Source organism: Pseudomonas sp. FSO-7 (genome assembly GCF_059579345.1).
This window is the reverse complement of record NZ_CM184193.1, coordinates 322508-339591: the sequence shown is the minus strand read 5'-3', so window position 1 is coordinate 339591 and position 17084 is coordinate 322508. Positions and strand designations below refer to the sequence as shown.

Annotated in this window: 16 protein-coding genes; 14 read left to right on the top strand and 2 right to left on the bottom strand. The window is 60.8% G+C overall.

What is annotated here, in order from left to right:
• Nucleotides 1-403: 403 nt before the first annotated feature.
• The 12 genes from AC515T_RS01450 to AC515T_RS01395 all read left to right on the top strand — a co-directional run bounded on the left by AC515T_RS01450 (nt 404) and on the right by AC515T_RS01395 (nt 12769).
• Nucleotides 404-1402, top strand: coding sequence for a D-cysteine desulfhydrase (locus AC515T_RS01450; protein WP_496531165.1), 999 nt, complete (start codon nt 404-406; stop codon nt 1400-1402).
• 314 nt (nt 1403-1716) lie between these two features.
• A complete protein-coding gene (gene tcyJ, locus AC515T_RS01445; protein ID WP_496531164.1) occupies nt 1717-2517 on the top strand; it encodes a cystine ABC transporter substrate-binding protein in 801 nt (266 codons plus the stop codon).
• Nucleotides 2517-3182: a cystine ABC transporter permease gene (gene tcyL, locus AC515T_RS01440; protein WP_163006689.1), complete on the top strand. Its 666-nt coding sequence runs from the start codon at nt 2517-2519 to the stop codon at nt 3180-3182. The genes tcyJ and tcyL overlap by 1 nt, the downstream gene beginning before the upstream one ends.
• 3 nt (nt 3183-3185) lie before the next feature.
• Complete coding sequence (tcyN, locus tag AC515T_RS01435) at nt 3186-3947, top strand: L-cystine ABC transporter ATP-binding protein TcyN (RefSeq protein ID WP_496531163.1); 762 nt, start codon at nt 3186-3188, stop codon at nt 3945-3947.
• 496 nt (nt 3948-4443) lie between these two features.
• Entirely contained in the window at nt 4444-5214 is a 771-nt protein-coding gene (locus tag AC515T_RS01430; protein WP_496531162.1) for a hypothetical protein, read from the top strand.
• A 306-nt stretch (nt 5215-5520) separates the two neighbouring features.
• On the top strand, nt 5521-6762 hold the full coding sequence (locus tag AC515T_RS01425; protein ID WP_496531161.1) for an SfnB family sulfur acquisition oxidoreductase: 1242 nt from the start codon (nt 5521-5523) through the stop codon (nt 6760-6762).
• A gap of 23 nt (nt 6763-6785) precedes the next feature.
• The gene (locus tag AC515T_RS01420) at nt 6786-7979 is read left to right on the top strand and encodes an SfnB family sulfur acquisition oxidoreductase (RefSeq protein ID WP_496531160.1); all 1194 of its coding nucleotides are present in this window, start codon (nt 6786-6788) and stop codon (nt 7977-7979) included.
• Complete coding sequence (locus AC515T_RS01415) at nt 7979-9337, top strand: LLM class flavin-dependent oxidoreductase (RefSeq protein ID WP_496531159.1); 1359 nt, start codon at nt 7979-7981, stop codon at nt 9335-9337. The genes AC515T_RS01420 and AC515T_RS01415 overlap by 1 nt, the downstream gene beginning before the upstream one ends.
• Before the next feature lie 162 nt (nt 9338-9499).
• Complete coding sequence (locus tag AC515T_RS01410) at nt 9500-10309, top strand: MetQ/NlpA family ABC transporter substrate-binding protein (protein ID WP_496531158.1); 810 nt, start codon at nt 9500-9502, stop codon at nt 10307-10309.
• A gap of 2 nt (nt 10310-10311) precedes the next feature.
• Nucleotides 10312-11436, top strand: a complete 1125-nt coding sequence (locus AC515T_RS01405) for a methionine ABC transporter ATP-binding protein (RefSeq protein WP_496531157.1) — start codon at nt 10312-10314, stop codon at nt 11434-11436.
• A complete protein-coding gene (locus tag AC515T_RS01400) occupies nt 11426-12070 on the top strand; it encodes a methionine ABC transporter permease MetI (protein WP_490144226.1) in 645 nt (214 codons plus the stop codon). The genes AC515T_RS01405 and AC515T_RS01400 overlap by 11 nt, the downstream gene beginning before the upstream one ends.
• 69 nt (nt 12071-12139) lie before the next feature.
• Nucleotides 12140-12769 carry a class I SAM-dependent methyltransferase gene (locus AC515T_RS01395; RefSeq protein ID WP_496531156.1) on the top strand — a complete coding sequence of 210 codons (630 nt, stop codon included), beginning with the start codon at nt 12140-12142 and terminating at the stop codon, nt 12767-12769.
• 160 nt (nt 12770-12929) lie between these two features.
• Here the strand turns inward: AC515T_RS01395 and AC515T_RS01390 are convergent, their stop codons facing one another.
• Nucleotides 12930-13496, bottom strand: a complete 567-nt coding sequence (locus AC515T_RS01390; RefSeq protein WP_122565166.1) for a transporter substrate-binding domain-containing protein — start codon at nt 13494-13496, stop codon at nt 12930-12932.
• Between the two features lie 133 nt (nt 13497-13629).
• On the opposite strand from AC515T_RS01390, the gene AC515T_RS01385 reads away from it, so the two are divergent.
• Nucleotides 13630-14055, top strand: coding sequence for a DUF4399 domain-containing protein (locus tag AC515T_RS01385; RefSeq protein ID WP_496531155.1), 426 nt, complete (start codon nt 13630-13632; stop codon nt 14053-14055).
• A 196-nt stretch (nt 14056-14251) separates the two neighbouring features.
• Here AC515T_RS01385 and serA read toward each other — a convergent pair whose 3' ends face one another.
• Nucleotides 14252-15481, bottom strand: coding sequence for a phosphoglycerate dehydrogenase (gene serA, locus AC515T_RS01380; protein WP_122565165.1), 1230 nt, complete (start codon nt 15479-15481; stop codon nt 14252-14254).
• A 204-nt stretch (nt 15482-15685) separates the two neighbouring features.
• On the opposite strand from serA, the gene AC515T_RS01375 reads away from it, so the two are divergent.
• Nucleotides 15686-17080 (top strand): D-2-hydroxyglutarate dehydrogenase, encoded by a 1395-nt coding sequence (locus tag AC515T_RS01375; RefSeq protein ID WP_496531154.1) that lies wholly within the window; start codon nt 15686-15688, stop codon nt 17078-17080.
• Nucleotides 17081-17084 lie beyond the last annotated feature (4 nt).

Here is a 17084-nt window from a genome sequence, read left to right as displayed (position 1 = left end):
CAAAGGCAAGCCTCCTGTTGTGAGCGGGCAGCAAACCGACGGTTTAACTTGAATGAACGTTCAAGTTAAACATGAATAGCCAGCTAAGGACTAATCGCAGGGCTCGACGGTACGTTTCCTACGCGAGCCCGTGGGAGGGTAGACGCTGCCTGGTATGTATTCGTTCAGTGTTCAACAGACACCACACAGCCCCTGTGGGAGCGAGCTTGCTCGCGATAGCGGTAGGTCAGTAAATAAATAGGCCAACTGACCCACCGCTATCGCGAGCAAGCTCGCTCCCACAGGTTTTTCGGCGCTCACTCATCATTCGCCACCCCGTTTACGCTCCGCCCCATGATTGCCGGTTGCCCCTGAATATCCGCGTGCCTATAGTCCAGACATCGCCTACAACCAGTACGGACTCATGATCAAAGAACAGCTGTCTCGCTTTAACCGTCTCGACCTGCTCGGCCATCCGACACCGCTGGAAAAACTCGACCGTCTCTCCACTTGGCTCGGCCGGGACATCTATATCAAGCGCGACGACTTGACGCCCCTGGCCTTGGGCGGCAACAAACTGCGCAAGCTCGAATACCTGGCCGCCGATGCCATCGCCCAAGGTGCCGATACCCTGATCACCGCCGGGGCGATCCAGTCCAACCATGTACGCCAGACCGCCGCCCTGGCCGCGAAGCTCGGCCTGGGTTGCGTGGCCTTGCTGGAAAACCCCATCGGCACCGAAGACAGCAATTACCTGGGCAACGGCAACCGGCTGTTGCTGGAGCTGTTCGACGCCAAGGTCGAGCTGGTGGACAACCTGGACAACGCCGACGAGCAATTGCAGGCCCTCGCCAGTCGCCTGCGCAGCAATAGGAAAAAGCCCTACCTGGTGCCGATTGGCGGTTCGAACGCCTTGGGCGCGCTGGGGTATGTGCGCGCCGGCCTGGAGCTGACCGAGCAGATCAGGGACACCGGGATCGAGTTCGCCGCCGTGGTACTGGCCTCGGGCAGTGCCGGGACCCACAGCGGCCTGGCGCTGGCGTTGAGTGAAAGCCTGCCGGCGCTTCCGGTCATTGGCGTTACGGTCTCGCGCAGCGAGGAGGACCAGTATCCGAAGGTCCAGGGCCTGGCGGAGCGCACGGCAGCGTTGCTGGACGTCGCCCTTCCAGAAGCGTTCAAGGTGAACCTGTGGGATGAATACTTCGCCCCCCGCTACGGCGAACCGAATGCCGGGACACTGGCGGCGGTCAAGCTGCTGTCCAGCCAGGAAGGCCTGTTGCTCGATCCGGTCTACACCGGCAAGGCCATGGCCGGCCTGCTCGACGGCATTGGCCGCGACCGTTTCGACGAAGGCCCGATCATCTTCCTGCACACCGGCGGCGCACCGGCGTTGTTTGCCTACAGCGCGGCGTTCCAGGCTTAGTGAAGACTCGGTAGCAGGCTTTTGTGGGAGCGAGCTTGCTCGCGATAGCGGTAGGTCAGCCAAATACATTTTCGGCCGATCCACCGCCATCGCGAGCAAGCTCGCTGCCACAGGTTCTCATTCCAAATGAGCATACATGCTTGATTTAATATTATTTTCCAATCTATAAAAGCCAACTTATAGTCTCGCCACAGGCGCATTTGCCGCGAGACGCCCAGGCTGCTTTAAGGCAGGATGTGGCAATCCTTTCGGGTCGCGGCTACGCCTTATCTCAGCCAAAATAACCTCTTCATAAGAAAACACAGGGGCTTGTCATGAATTTTTCCGCATTACGTCGCAACCTGTTGGTGGGTTCGCTGGGCCTGGCATTGAGCGCCGGGCTGCTGGGGCAAGCGGTTGCCGGTGAGCAACTGCAGAAAATCAAGGACGCGGACGAAATCAAGATCGGCTTGGAAGGTACTTATCCACCGTTCAGTTTCGTCGATGACAGCGGCAAACTGACCGGCTTCGAAGTGGAGTTCTCCGAAGCCCTGGCCAAGGAACTGGGGGTGAAGGTCAAGCTGCAGACGACCCCATGGGCCGGCATCCTCGCAGCGTTGGAATCCGGGCGTCTGGACGCAGTGGTCAACCAGGTGACCATCTCCGAAGAACGTAAGAAAAAGTATGACTTCTCCGAGCCGTACACCGTTTCCGGGATTCAGGCGCTGGTACTGACCAAGAAAGCCGACGAGCTGAACATCAAGAAGGCCGCTGACCTGGACGGTAAAAAAGTCGGCGTGGGCCTGGGCACCAACTACGAGCAGTGGGTCAAGGCAGAAGTACCGGGCGCCCAAGTCAAAACCTACGATGACGACCCCACCAAGTTCCAGGACCTGCGCGTCGGCCGTATCGATACCATCCTGATCGACCGCCTGGCCGCGCTGGAATACGCCAAGAAAGCCAAGGACACCACCGTCACCAGCGAAGCCTTTTCGCGCCAGGAGTCCGGTATTGCCTTGCGCAAAGGCGAGCCTGAGCTGCTGGCGGCCGTGAACAAGGCCATCGAGAAACTGCGCGCCGACGGTACGCTGAAAAAGCTTTCGGAAAAATACTTCAGCGCTGACGTTACCCAATAATGGAAGCAGCTCTTCAACTCGCACTGGATTCCGCGCCCTTTTTGCTCAAGGGCGCGTATTACACGGTCATCCTCAGCCTCGGCGGCATGTTTTTCGGCTTGCTGCTGGGGTTCGGCCTGGCGCTGATGCGCTTGTCGCGCTTCAAGCTGGTGAACTGGATCGCCCGCATCTACGTGTCGTTCTTTCGTGGCACGCCGTTGCTGGTGCAGTTGTTCGTGATCTATTACGGGTTGCCGCAACTGGGCATCGAGCTGGATCCGCTGCCAGCGGCCCTGATCGGTTTCTCGCTGAACATGGCCGCCTATGCGTGTGAAATCCTGCGGGCCGCCATCAGTTCCATCGAGCGCGGCCAGTGGGAAGCGGCGGCGAGTATCGGCATGACCCGCGCCCAGACCCTGCGCCGGGCCATCCTGCCGCAAGCCGCACGCACGGCCCTGCCGCCGTTGGGCAACAGCTTCATTTCCCTGGTCAAGGACACCGCGCTGGCGGCGACCATCCAGGTACCGGAGCTGTTCCGCCAGGCGCAGCTGATCACCGCGCGAACCTTCGAAATCTTCACCATGTACCTTGCCGCCGCGCTGATCTATTGGGTTCTTGCCACCGTGCTCTCGCACCTGCAGAACGTCCTGGAAGCCCGGGTCAATCGGCATGACCAGGAGTCCTGACCCATGATTGTCGTGGAAAAACTGACAAAGCAGTTCAAGGGTCAGGTGGTGCTCAACGGCATCGACCTGAAGATCGAAGAAGGCGAAGTGGTTGCGATCATCGGCCCCAGCGGCTCGGGCAAGACGACGTTCCTGCGCTGCCTGAATTTCCTCGAAGAGCCTACCAGCGGCCGGATCAAGGTCGGCGACATCGAGATCGATGGCAGTCGCCCGCTGAACCAGCAACAAGGCTTGGTGCGCCGTTTACGCCAGCAGGTGGGCTTCGTGTTCCAGAACTTCAACCTGTTCCCCCATCGCACCGCGCTGGAGAACGTGATCGAAGGCCCGCTGGTGGTGAAAAAGACTCCACGCGCAGAAGCCGAGGCCCTGGGCCGCAAGCTCTTGGCCAAGGTCGGCCTGTCCGGCAAGGAAGGCGCCTACCCACGACGCCTTTCCGGTGGCCAGCAACAGCGCGTGGCGATCGCCCGGGCGTTGGCGATGGAACCGGCGGTGATTCTGTTCGATGAGCCGACCTCGGCCCTCGATCCGGAGCTGGTGGGCGAGGTCCTGGCAACCATTCGCGGCCTGGCCGAAGAAAAACGCACCATGGTCATCGTGACCCACGAAATGGGCTTCGCCCGGGACGTGGCCAACCGCGTGGTGTTTTTCGACAAAGGCGTGATCGTCGAACAAGGCGAAGCCAAGGCCTTGTTTGCGGCCCCCAAGGAAGAACGCACGCGGCAGTTCCTCAGCAAGTTCCTCTCTGCCGGACACGGCGACCAGTAAATCGGTGTTATCGCTTCCAGGGATGGAAGTGAGACCGCACAACTAACACGACATCACCAGCCACTTTATCCGAACGACATAACTTGCAACTTACGCCTCACTTAAAGCCTCCGCTTTTATATAGGAAGCGACCCTCTATATAACTCTCGCAACACTTCACCTCCGCAGCCCTCACAAACTTAGTTGTCAGTCGCGGTTTCTAGCCTTATTCGAAAAACCAACGATCCTAGGAAATCGGCCTGCGGCGCCGCGCATTCTTAACATGCATGCGTAGGATATTTCTGAAGCCTTTCACAATGAGTTATTAAGCAACTGGCTCTATTGACACTGAAACTGTAGACCCCTTATCTAGTGCCCGACAGGCGACGCACAGTATTTAGTTTGCGCAGTGACTAAGCGCAGACAGCCCATATGGCTGCACAAATATATCGCGATGATCCATCGCCTTTTGATCTTCCCGAAACGGACTTAGTTTTCAAGCATCAAGGAGAACACCATGACATGTAAGTCGAAGAGTCCTGAACTGGCAGCCCCCACCCTGGCCAATGCCCACCCTACCGGTATCAATATCGCCAACGCCGCCCACCTGGAGGTCGCCATTGCACCTTACCCCGGCATGGACGCCGGTGACCTGATCGAACTGTACTGGGACAACTGCTACGTCGGTTCGCGCGTGCTGTCGCAGGCCGACGTATCGGGCAACATTACGATGCGGGTCCCGGAGAGCTTCATCGTCAACGGGACCTCGCGCATCCATTATCGGGTGATGCAGGTTGGACGCGGGCCGGCGCTGTCGGCCAGGCAACGAGTGCTGGTGAAGCTCGATTGTCCCGGTGGCCAACCGTTGGCCCTGAGCGGCGATGAAAACCAGGGCTTGGCGCCGGTACGCATTCCCACCACCATCCGGCGCCAAGGGGTGAACCCGAGCCAGATCAAGCGCGGCGTACCGCTGACCATCGAACCCTACCGGAACATGGCCGCCGGCGACGCTGTGACCCTGCGCTGGGGCGATGTGCGCATGGACCTGCCTGCCCTCACCGCCAGCGAAGTCGGCCAGCCGATCAATATCTGGGTCCCGCCGCAGATCATCCTGGAAGCGGGAGAAGATCTGCGCCTGGAAGTGACCTACTGCATCCTCGATCGCGTGGGCAACAACTCCCACTGGGCACCGCCACGGACGTTGAAGATCGGTTGCGCCAATCCGTACCTGAGCACGTCACCGAAACCGGCGCCCATGGCCGCCGAAACGCGCCGCCGAGAGCCTTGATGCAAACGTTTCGGCGATACACATGCTTTTGTGGCGAGGGAGCTTGCTCCCTCGCCACAAAAAGCGGCTTCACCCAGGTGAGCACACCAGCTTCAATTTAAAACCAACCTATCCATATTCCTAAAAGTTAGTTCAAAAATAAATTACACACGCTTAGGGTATATAAACCGGACCACCGGACATTCTTGATTTTTGCTCGCCGCCTTCATCGCGGCGTTTCTTGAGATGTGAGGTGGGTATGGAACGGAACACAATCACCCCAGTGCAGTCTGCCAAGGCACTGCCCGCAGCCACGGAGTGGCTGTAATGTCGGATCTGGCGCAAGCAAAGGTCCAGAGCGACCTGGACATCGCTCCGCTGTTGTTGCCCGCACAGGTGTTGCGCAACGATGCCGAGGCGATCAAAGCCGCCCATGAACTGGCACAGGTGGCTCGTCAGCAAGCCGCCCGTCGTGACCAGCAACGCAAGCTGCCCTGGGCGGAAATCGAGCAATTCACCCGCAGCGGACTGGGCAGCATCGCCATCCCCCGGGCCTACGGCGGCCCGCAGGTGTCGTTCGTCACCCTGGCCGACGTGTTCGCAATCATTTCCGCCGCCGACCCGGCCCTCGGGCAGATCCCTCAGAACCAGTTCGGCGTGCTCCAACTGATTCTCGGTACCGGCACCGAGCGGCAGAAAAAAATCCTGTTGCAGAGCGTGCTTGAAGGCTGGCGCATCGGCAACGCCGGGCCCGAGCGCGGCACCCGCAATACCCTTGAACTCAAGGCGCGGATCACCGCCGACGGTGACGGATTCGTTATCAATGGCCAGAAGTTCTATTCCACTGGCGCGCTGTTTGCCCACTGGGTGGCGGTCAAGGCGCTGAATGACGAGGGCCGGCAAGTACTGGCGTTCGTACGGCGCGGCACCCCTGGTCTGCGGATCGTCGACGATTGGTCAGGCTTCGGCCAGCGCACCACGGCCAGCGGCACCGTGCTGTTGAACAATGTGCGAGTGGATGCCGACTTGGTGCTGGAGAACTGGCGCATCAACGAAACGCCCGGCGTGCAAGGGGCGATTTCCCAACTGATCCAGGCCGCCATCGATGCCGGCATCGCCCGTGGCGCCATCGACGATGCCATCGCCTTCGTGCGCGAACGGGCCCGCCCCTGGATCGACGCCAAAGTCGAGCGGGCCAGTGATGACCTCTACGTGATCGCCGACATCGGCAAGCTGAAAATCGAACTGCACGCCGCCGAAGCGTTGCTGCGCAAGGCCGGGCACGTATTGGACCAGGTCAGCGCCGCCCCCATCACGGCGCAATCGTCCGCCCGCGCCTCGATTGCCGTGGCCGAAGCCAAGGCACTCACCACCGAGATCGCCCTGCAAGCCAGCGAAAAACTGTTCGAACTGGCCGGCAGCCGCGCCACCCTCGCCGAATTCAATCTTGACCGTCACTGGCGCAATGCACGGGTCCACACCCTGCACGATCCGGTGCGCTGGAAGTATCACGCGATAGGCGCCTACCACCTGAATGGCACCTTGCCGGCCCGGCATTCCTGGATCTGACGACCCGACCTCTGGAGCAGTACATGACGTTTTCCCAACACGTCGCGGTGATCACCAGCGATGAACAAGCCCTGATCGTGGCCAGTGACCTGGCCGATGACTTCAAGCGCGACAGTGCCCTGCGCGACCGCGAGCGGCGCTTGCCGTACCCGGAACTGGAGGCCTTCTCCCGCTCTGGCCTGTGGGGCATCAGTGTGCCCAAGGCCTATGGCGGCGCCGGTGTGTCCAACGTCACCCTGGCCAAAGTGATCGCCTTGATCTCTCAAGCCGACGGTTCTCTTGGGCAGATCCCACAAAATCATTTCTACGCTCTGGAAGTGCTACGGGTAAACGGCACTGAAGCGCAAAAACAACGCCTGTACGCCGAAGTGCTCGCCGGGCAACGTTTCGGTAACGCCCTGGCCGAACTTGGCACCAAGACTGCCCATGACCGCATCACCCAACTGCGCCGTGACGGCGAGGGCTATCGCATCAACGGCCGCAAGTTCTACGCCACGGGGGCGATCTACGCCCAACGCATCCCCACGTCGGTGGTGGATGAAAACGGCGTGCAACAACTGGCGTTCGTCCCTCGCAACAGCAAAGGCCTGACGGTGATCGACGACTGGAGCGGTTTCGGCCAGCGCACCACAGGCAGTGGGTCGGTGGTATTCGAAGATGTCTACGTCGTCGCCGACGACATCGTGCCCTTCCAGAGCGCTTTCGAACGCCCCACACCGGTGGGGCCGTTGGCGCAGATTCTTCATGCCGCCATCGACACTGGTATCGCCCGCGCCGCCTATGAAGACGCCTTGCATTTTGTCCGCAGCAGAACCCGCCCCTGGATCGACGCCACCAGCGACGTCGCCACCGAAGACCCGCACACCCTCAAGAGTTTTGGCCAACTGAGCATCCGCCTGCACGCCGCCGAAGCCCTGTTGGAACGCGCCGGTGAATTCCTCGATCGGGCCCAGGCCGACACCAATGCCGACACGGTCGCCGCCGCCTCGATTGCCGTGGCCGAAGCCCGCGCCATCAGCACCGAAATTTCCCTGGCCGCCAGCAGCACACTGTTCGAACTGGCCGGCAGCCAGGCGACCCTGGCCGAACATGGCCTCGACCGTCACTGGCGCAACGCCCGGGTGCACACCCTGCATGACCCGGTGCGCTGGAAATACCACGCCGTGGGCAACTTCTACCTCAACGATGAAAAACCGCCGCTGCGGGGGACGATCTGATGGCGGCCGGCAAGAAAAAGATCCTGCTCAATGCCTTCAACATGAATTGCATCGGGCACATCAACCATGGCCTGTGGACTCATCCTCAGGACACCTCGACTCAGTACAACACCATTGAATACTGGACCGGTCTGGCGCAGCTGCTCGAGCGCGGGTTGTTCGACGGGCTGTTCATCGCCGATATCGTCGGCGTCTATGACGTGTACCAACAGTCGGTGGACGTCACGCTCAAGGAGTCGATCCAACTGCCGGTCAATGACCCGCTGTTGTTAGTGTCCGCGATGGCCGCCGTGACGAAAAACCTCGGCTTCGGCCTCACCGCCAACCTGACCTACGAACCGCCGTACCTGTTCGCCCGACGCATGAGCACCCTCGACCATCTGAGTCGCGGCCGGGTCGGCTGGAACATCGTCACCGGCTACCTGGACAGCGCGGCCAAGGCCATGGGCCTGACGGCGCAGGTCGAACATGATCGCCGCTACGACCAGGCCGATGAATACCTGCAAGTGCTCTACAAACTGTGGGAGGGCAGCTGGGAAAACGACGCGGTCATCAACGACCGCGAGCAGCGGATTTATGCCCGGCCGGAGAAAGTGCACAAGGTCCGCCACCAGGGCGAGTTCTATCAGGTCGAGGGCTATCACCTGTGCGAACCGTCGCCCCAGCGCACCCCGGTGCTGTTCCAGGCCGGCAGTTCCGAGCGCGGCTTGTTGTTCGCCGGGCGGCATGCCGAGTGCGTGTTCATCAGCGGCCAGAACAAACCGGCGACCAAGGTCCAGGTGGACAAGGTCCGCGCCAGCGCCGCCGAGGCCGGGCGCAACCCCGGAGACATCAAGGTGTTCATGGGCCTGAACGTGATCGTCGGCGAGACCGAAGCGGCCGCCTGGGCCAAGCATGCCGAGTACCTGGGCTACGCCAGCGCCGAAGCCGGGGTGGCGCATTTTTCCGCGTCGACGGGGATCGATTTTTCCCAGTACGAACTGGACGAACCGATCCAGTACGTCAAGAGCAACGCCATCCAGTCCGCCACCAAGACCTTGCAGAACAACGATTGGACCCGGCGCAAATTGCTGGAGCAACACGCCCTGGGCGGTCGCTACATCACCCTGGTCGGCTCGCCCGAACAGGTGGCCGATGAGTTGGAATCGTGGATCGCCGAAACCGGCCTCGACGGCTTCAACCTGACCCGCATCGTCACGCCTCAAAGCTACGTGGACTTCATCGACCTGGTGATCCCCGAGTTGCAGCGACGCGGTTCGTACAAGACCGAATACGACACCGGCACCCTGCGGGAAAAGCTGTTTCACGCCGAGGCCCATCTACCCGAACAACACACCGGTTCGACCTATCGGCACTGACCCTGAGGCTATCGACACTGACCCTGTGGCGAGGGAGCTTGCTCCCGCTGGTGGGCGAAGCCCGCCCAAAAAGACTTTGGGGCTACTTCGTAGCCCAGCGGGAGCAAGCTCCCTCGCCACAAAGAGCCTGCGACTCATCCATTAATGACTGGAATATCCGACATGACCCAGCAACTCCTGACCCTGTCAGTCAAAGCACTGGCCCTGGCCCTCGGCCTGTTCAGCTCGGCGCTGTTTGCCGCCGACGCACCGTTGAAGATCGGCACCACCGCCGCGTTCGCCATTCCCCTGGAAGCAGCGGTCGAAGAAGCCGGCAAGCAAGGCCTGAAGGTCGAGCTGGTGGAGTTCAGCGACTGGATAGCGCCCAACGTCAGCCTGGCCTCCGGTGACATCGACGTGAATTACTTCCAGCACATCCCGTTCCTGGAAAATGCCAAGGCCGCGGCCGGGTTCGACCTGGTGCCCTTTGCGCCGGGGATCATCAACAACGTCGGTCTCTATTCGAAAAAATACAAAAGTTTCGACGAACTGCCCGAAGGCGCCAGCGTCGCCATTGCCAACGACCCGATCAACAGCGGTCGCGGCCTGCAACTGCTGGCCAAGGCCGGGCTGATCAGCCTCAAGCCAGGCGTCGGCTACAAGGCCACCGAAGACGACATCGTCGCCAACCCGAAAAAACTCAAGATCCTCCAGGTCGAAGCCGTGCAACTGGTGCGCGCTTATGAAGATGCCGACCTGGTACAGGGCTACCCGGCCTACATCCGCTTGGCGAAAACCTTCGATGCCACGTCGGCCTTGCTGTTCGATGGCCTCGATCACAAGGAATACGTGATTCAGTTCGTGATCCAACCCAAGAGCAAGGACGACCCGCGGCTGGCCAAGTTCGTCGATATCTACCAGCACTCGCCCGCCGTGCGCGCCGCCCTGGACAAGGCCCACGGCAAGCTCTACCAAGCCGGCTGGGAAGGCTGACCATGAACGCCGTCAACGCGCGACTCCGACATGAAGCCCCCACGCCCCACAGCGCCGAACAGACTGAACTGCATCCAGAGCTGAATCGCGCCCATGTGCGCTTCATCGGCCTGGGCAAGACCTACAACGGTGCCCAGGGCCCGGTGGCCGCGCTGCAAGGCATCGACCTGGCGATTCAGCGTGGCGAAGTATTCGGCATCATCGGCCGCAGCGGTGCCGGCAAATCCTCGCTGATCCGCACCATCAACCGCCTCGAACAACCCACCAGCGGCCGGGTGCTGATCGATCAGATAGACATCGGCGAGTTCGATGAAGACCGCCTGGTGGAGCTGCGCCGGCGCATCGGCATGATCTTCCAACACTTCAACCTGATGTCGGCCAAGACCGTGTGGCAGAACGTGGAACTGCCCCTGAAAGTCGCGGGCGTGCCCAAGGCGCAGCGCCAGCGCAAAGTCCGCGAGCTGCTGGAACTGGTCGGCCTGCAAGGCAAGCACCAAGCCTACCCGGCGCAGCTTTCCGGCGGACAGAAGCAGCGGGTGGGGATTGCCCGGGCGCTGGTGCATGACCCGCAGATCCTGTTGTGCGATGAAGCCACCTCGGCCCTGGACCCGGAGACCACCCAGTCGATCCTCGGCCTGCTGCGTGAGATCAACCAGCGGCTGGGTCTGACCATCGTCTTGATCACCCATGAAATGGCAGTGATTCGCGAAGTCTGCGACCGGGTGGTGGTGCTCGAGCAGGGGCGGATCGTCGAGCAGGGACCGGTCTGGGAAGTGTTCGGCAACCCGCAACACGAGGTCAGCCGGACGCTGTTGGCACCGTTGCAACACGCCATACCGGAAGAACTGCAAAGTCGCTTGCAGGTGCAGCCGGCGTCGGCGGACGCGGCAACCGTGCTGCGCCTGCAATTCACCGGCATAGAGCGTGAGGAACCGGATCTTGCCGCCTTGTTCAGCGCCCTCGGTGGACGGGTGCGATTGCTGCACGGCGGCATCGAACGGATTCAGGGCCACGGGCTGGGGCAACTGCTACTGGCCGTGAGCGCCTCGTCGTGGGGCGCCGAGGAACTGCGTCAACGGGCGGGCAATTGGGCGCAACGGGTGGAGGTGCTGGGTTATGTGGTTTGATCGGTTGTTGCAGGGGTTCATCGACACGTTTCTGATGGTCGGCGTGTCGTCGTTGATTGCGTTGCTGGCGGGCATACCGCTGGCGGTGATCCTGGTCACCAGCGGCAAGGGCGGGATCTATGAAGCACCGGCCTTGAACCGGGTTCTGGGCGCGTTCGTGAACCTGTTCCGCTCGATACCGTTCCTGATTCTGATGGTGGCGCTGATTCCGTTCACCCGGCTGATCGTCGGCACCACCTATGGCGTGTGGGCCGCGGTCGTACCGCTGACCATCGCCGCCACGCCGTTCTTCGCCCGTATCGCCGAAGTCAGCCTGCGGGAGGTCGACCATGGCCTGATCGAAGCGGCCCAGGCCATGGGTTGCCGGCGTTGGCACATTGTCTGGCATGTGCTGCTGCCTGAAGCCCTGCCGGGCATCGTCGGCGGTTTTACCATCACCTTGGTGACCATGATCAACTCCTCGGCCATGGCCGGAGCGATCGGCGCCGGCGGCCTGGGCGACATCGCCTACCGCTACGGCTACCAACGTTTCGACAGCCAGATCATGCTCACGGTGATCGTGTTGCTGGTGGCATTGGTCGCCGTGATCCAATTGGGTGGTGACCGCCTGGCGCGCGGCTTGAATAAACGCTGACCTATGGGAGCAGTTGACCTGTGGGCTTGCGGTATAGTCGGCTGACACTCCTCACCCAAGCCCACACCCATGAAACACACCACCGACGACCTGCACGCCATCACCGCCACGACCCTGGGCCATTACAACGCCGTGGCAGAGAGTTTTCGCGAAGGCACCCGCGACCACGATGTCAGCCAGAACATCGACGCCCTGCTGCGCCATATCCAGGGCCAGGCACCGCTGCACATCCTGGATTTCGGCTGCGGCCCGGGGCGCGACCTGCGCACATTCACGGCCATGGGCCATGTCGCGGTCGGCCTCGACGGTTCAGAGGAATTTGCCCGGATGGCGCGCCAGGACAGCGGTTGTGAGGTGTGGCAGCAGGACTTCCTGGAACTCGACCTGCCGGTCGAACGCTTTGACGGGATTTTCGCCAACGCGGTGCTGTTTCATGTCCCCGTCCAGGAACTGCCACGGGTGCTCAAGCAACTGCACGCCACGCTCAAGCCCGGCGGCGTGCTGTTCAGCTCGAACCCTCGGGGCGAAAACCAGGAAGGCTGGAACGGCCAGCGCTTCGGCGCCTACCACGATCTTGGGGCCTGGCGCACCTTGCTCACGGAAGCGGGCTTTGTAGAGCTTGAGCATTACTACCGACCGGCTGGGCTGCCGCGAGAGCAGCAGCCTTGGTTGGCGAGTGTCTGGCGTAGACCTGCTTAGGATTTGAGGGCGCCATCGCGAGCAAGCTCGCTTCCACATTGGAACTGCGGTGCTCACAGTTTATGAGTTCACAACTGATCAAGTGTGGGAGCGAGCTTGCTCGCGATAGCGGTGCAACAATCAATGAAGCTCGATGGTTTGGCCTCATCGCCTGGAAGCTTCACTCCTGTTTTTTCAACCACTTCTGCGACAACTGCTCCAACCTCCCGTCATCCTTGATACGCGTCAGGGCGTTGTCCAGGCTGGCCTTGAACGCCGGATTGCCCTTCTGGAACGGAATCACCAGGCTCGGCGGCGGGCCGCTCTTTTCTTCCGGCTGGAACGACTGTGCCATGACCAACGGACGCTGCGGCTCCTCCTTGCTCGCCAGCAGTTGCGCATCCGGACGACTATAAGCGGCACTGAGGTCGAAACGTTCGGCCAGTTCCGGGGTCATTGCTATGTGGTTGATGGCGACGTCGTACTTGCCGCTCTCCACGCCGGGCAGCAGATCCGCGGCATCGGTGACCACGAAGTCGGGCCGTACATCGAGTTCAGCCGCGAGCATTTCACCCAGTTCCACTTCGAAGCCGGTGAGTTTGCCGTCTTCCTTGAAGTTGAAGGGCGCGGTGTTGGCCTCAAGGGCAATGCGCAGTTCGCCACGGTCATTGATGTCATCGATCAGTTCGGCATGAGCCAGGGGGCTCAAAAGGGGTAGCAGGCAAATCAGGCCAGGCAGAAAGCGCATGGTCACTCCTTTGTATTTGTACAAGCGACGCTCGTTTCAGGCTCGCTTTGCTATGGTTGTTGCAGGCTTCGACAACGATTGGTCATGAAGTTGTGATGGCCAGGCGGATTTCATGGAAAAACTGGAGAAAAAAATGAAAAGCTTTATGTCTCGTGCCGCGTTGGCCGGTCTGTTATTGGGCGCGTCGATGCTGGCAAGCGCCGCGACACCGGCGCCCAAAGGTGCTGAAGTGTTCATCGTTTCCCCGGAAGACGGCGCCACCGTCGCCCAGGAATTCAAGGTCAAGTTCGGCGTCAAGAACATCGCCCTGGCCCCGGCCGGCGATATGACCAAGAACACTGGCCATCACCATTTGCTGATCGATGTCGACAAGCTGCCTGCCGCCGGTGCGCCGATTCCAACCGACGCCAACCACGTGCACTTCGGCAAGGCACAAACCGAGACCACCATCAAACTGGCCCCGGGCAAGCACACCTTGCAATTGATCCTGGGCGACACCGGCCACATGCCATTCGACCCGTCGATCGTATCCAAGAAAATCACGGTGAATGTGAAGTAACGGCACTCACTGAAGAACCGCAAAACCCTGTGGGAGCGGGCTTGCTCGCGAAGGCGGTGTATCAGCCAGAAATACATCGACTGACACACCGCCTTCGCGAGCAAGCCCGCTCCCACAGGTTATGTGTACGACAGAAAAAACGGGAGCCCCTTGCGAGGCTCCCGTTTTTATTCGGCTAGTAGCTCGTTACTGCGCCTTAGAACAACACGCGGCAACGAATCGTGCCATTGATGTGCTGCAGCTTCTCTTGCGCCAGGTCCGAGTATTCGGCGTCGACGTCGATCACGACGTAGCCGACTTTCTCGTTGGTCTGCAGGAACTGACCGGAAATGTTGATGCCGTTTTCGGCGAAGACCTTGTTGATCTCGCTCATCACACCCGGGATGTTTTCGTGGATGTGCAGCAGGCGATGCTTGCCAGGGTGAGCAGGCAAGGCCACTTCCGGGAAGTTCACCGACGATACCGACGTACCGTTGTCGCTGTACTTGACCAGTTTCTCCGCCACTTCCAGGCCGATGTTGGCTTGGGCTTCCGCGGTGGAACCGCCGATGTGCGGGGTCAGGATCACGTTGTCCAGACCACGCAGCGGGCTTTCGAAGATGTCGTCGTTGGAGCGAGGCTCCACCGGGAACACATCGATGGCGGCGCCGATCAGGTGCTTGTCCTTGATCGCGTCGGCCAGGGCGTCGAGCTTGACCACGGTGCCACGCGCGGCGTTGATCAGAATCCCGCCCTTCTTGATGGCACGGATTTCCTTCTCGCCAATCATCCACTGGGTGGCGGCGGTTTCCGGCACGTGCAGGGTCACGATGTCGGACATGCCCAGCAGCTCGTGCAAGTCATTGACCTGGGTGGCGTTGCCCAAGGGCAGCTTGGTCACGGTGTCGTAGAAGTACACTTGCATGCCCAGGCCTTCAGCCAGTACCGACAACTGCGTGCCGATCGAGCCGTAGCCGACGATACCCAGCTTCTTGCCGCGGATTTCGAAGGAGTTGGCCGCGCTCTTGATCCAGCCGCCACGGTGGCAGGAAGCGTTCTTCTCAGGGATGCCGCGCAGCAGCAGGATCGCCTCGGCCAGCACCAGCTCGGCAACGGAACGGGTGTTGGAGTACGGCGCGTTGAACACCGCGATACCGCGCTCGCGAGCCGCGTTGAGGTCAACCTGGTTGGTGCCGATGCAGAAGCAGCCGACCGCCACCAGTTTCTTGGCGTGGTCGAAGATCTCTTCGGTCAGTTGAGTACGGGAGCGAATGCCGATGAAGTGAGCATCGGCGATCTTTTCCTTGAGCTGGGCTTCCGGCAGAGAACTGGTGATGTACTCGATGCTGGTGTAGCCCGCCGACTTGAGGACGTCGACAGCCGATTGGTGGACGCCTTCGAGAAGAAGGAACTTGATCTTGCTCTTATCGAGAGAAGTCTTGCTCATCTGCGTAAACCTGTGTCCCGGAGAAAAATGGCAGGGAATCGGACAGCGCATGCTGGCCCGACCGGCGTGACAGCCGTCGCCGCAGAACAGCCGTTGGGCACTACGCTGCGGGGTCGGTATGCTAGCATATGCCCCCCGCAAACACTCATTCCTGCGACGTGAAGCGTTCTCAGGATGACCATGAATTGTTCGAGAGTTCTGTCGATGACCCATCCTGCCGTGATAGATGAGCTGAAGACCCTGGTTGAGCCTGGCAAGGTCTTGACCGATGCCGACTCCCTGAACGCTTACGGCAAGGATTGGACCAAGCATTTCGCCCCGGCGCCTTCGGCCATTGTCTTTCCCAAGACCACCGAACAGGTCCAGGCCATCGTGCGCTGGGCCAATGCGCACAACATCGCGCTAGTGCCGTCGGGTGGGCGCACCGGGCTGTCCGCCGCGGCCGTGGCCGCCAACGGCGAAGTGGTGGTGTCATTCGACTACATGAACCAGATTCTCGACGTGAACCTGACCGACCGCACTGCCGTGTGCCAGCCGGGCGTGGTCACCGAACAACTGCAGAACAAGGCTGAAGAACATGGCCTGTACTACCCGGTGGACTTCGCTTCGGCAGGCTCCAGCCAGATTGGCGGCAATATCGGCACCAATGCCGGCGGGATCAAGGTCATTCGCTACGGCATGACCCGCAACTGGGTGGCGGGCATGAAGGTCGTCACCGGCAAGGGTGACCTGCTGGAACTGAACAAGGACCTGATCAAGAACGCCACCGGCTACGACTTGCGGCAGCTGTTCATCGGCGCCGAGGGCACCCTGGGCTTCGTGGTCGAGGCCACCATGCGCCTGGACCGCGCCCCGAAAAACCTCACCGCCATGGTGCTCGGCACCCCGGACTTCGACTCGATCATGCCGGTGCTGCACGCCTTCCAGGGCAAGCTGGACCTGACCGCCTTCGAATTTTTCTCCGACAAGGCCCTGGCCAAGGTCCTCGGGCGTGGCGACGTACCGGCGCCGTTCGAAACCGACTGCCCCTTCTACGCCCTGCTGGAATTCGAAGCCACCACCGAGGAAGTCGCCAACCACGCCCTGGAAACCTTCGAGTACTGCGTGGAACAGGGCTGGGTGCTGGACGGCGTGATGAGCCAGAGCGAAACCCAGCTGCAAAACCTGTGGAAGCTGCGCGAGTACATCTCCGAAACCATTTCCCACTGGACGCCGTACAAGAACGACATTTCGGTGACCGTCTCGAAAGTCCCAGCTTTCTTGCGGGAAATCGACGCGATCGTGGGCGAACACTACCCGGACTTCGAAATCGTCTGGTTCGGTCACATCGGCGACGGCAACCTGCACCTGAACATCCTCAAGCCGGAAAACCTGAGCAAGGATGAGTTTTTCGCCAAGTGCGCCACCGTGAACAAATGGGTCTTCGAAACCGTCGAGAAGTACAACGGCTCGATTTCCGCCGAACACGGCGTGGGCATGACCAAGCGCGACTACCTGACCTATAGTCGTTCGCCGGTGGAAATTGAATACATGAAAGCCGTGAAGGCCGTCTTCGACCCGAACGGCATCATGAACCCGGGCAAGATTTTCGCGATTTGACGCC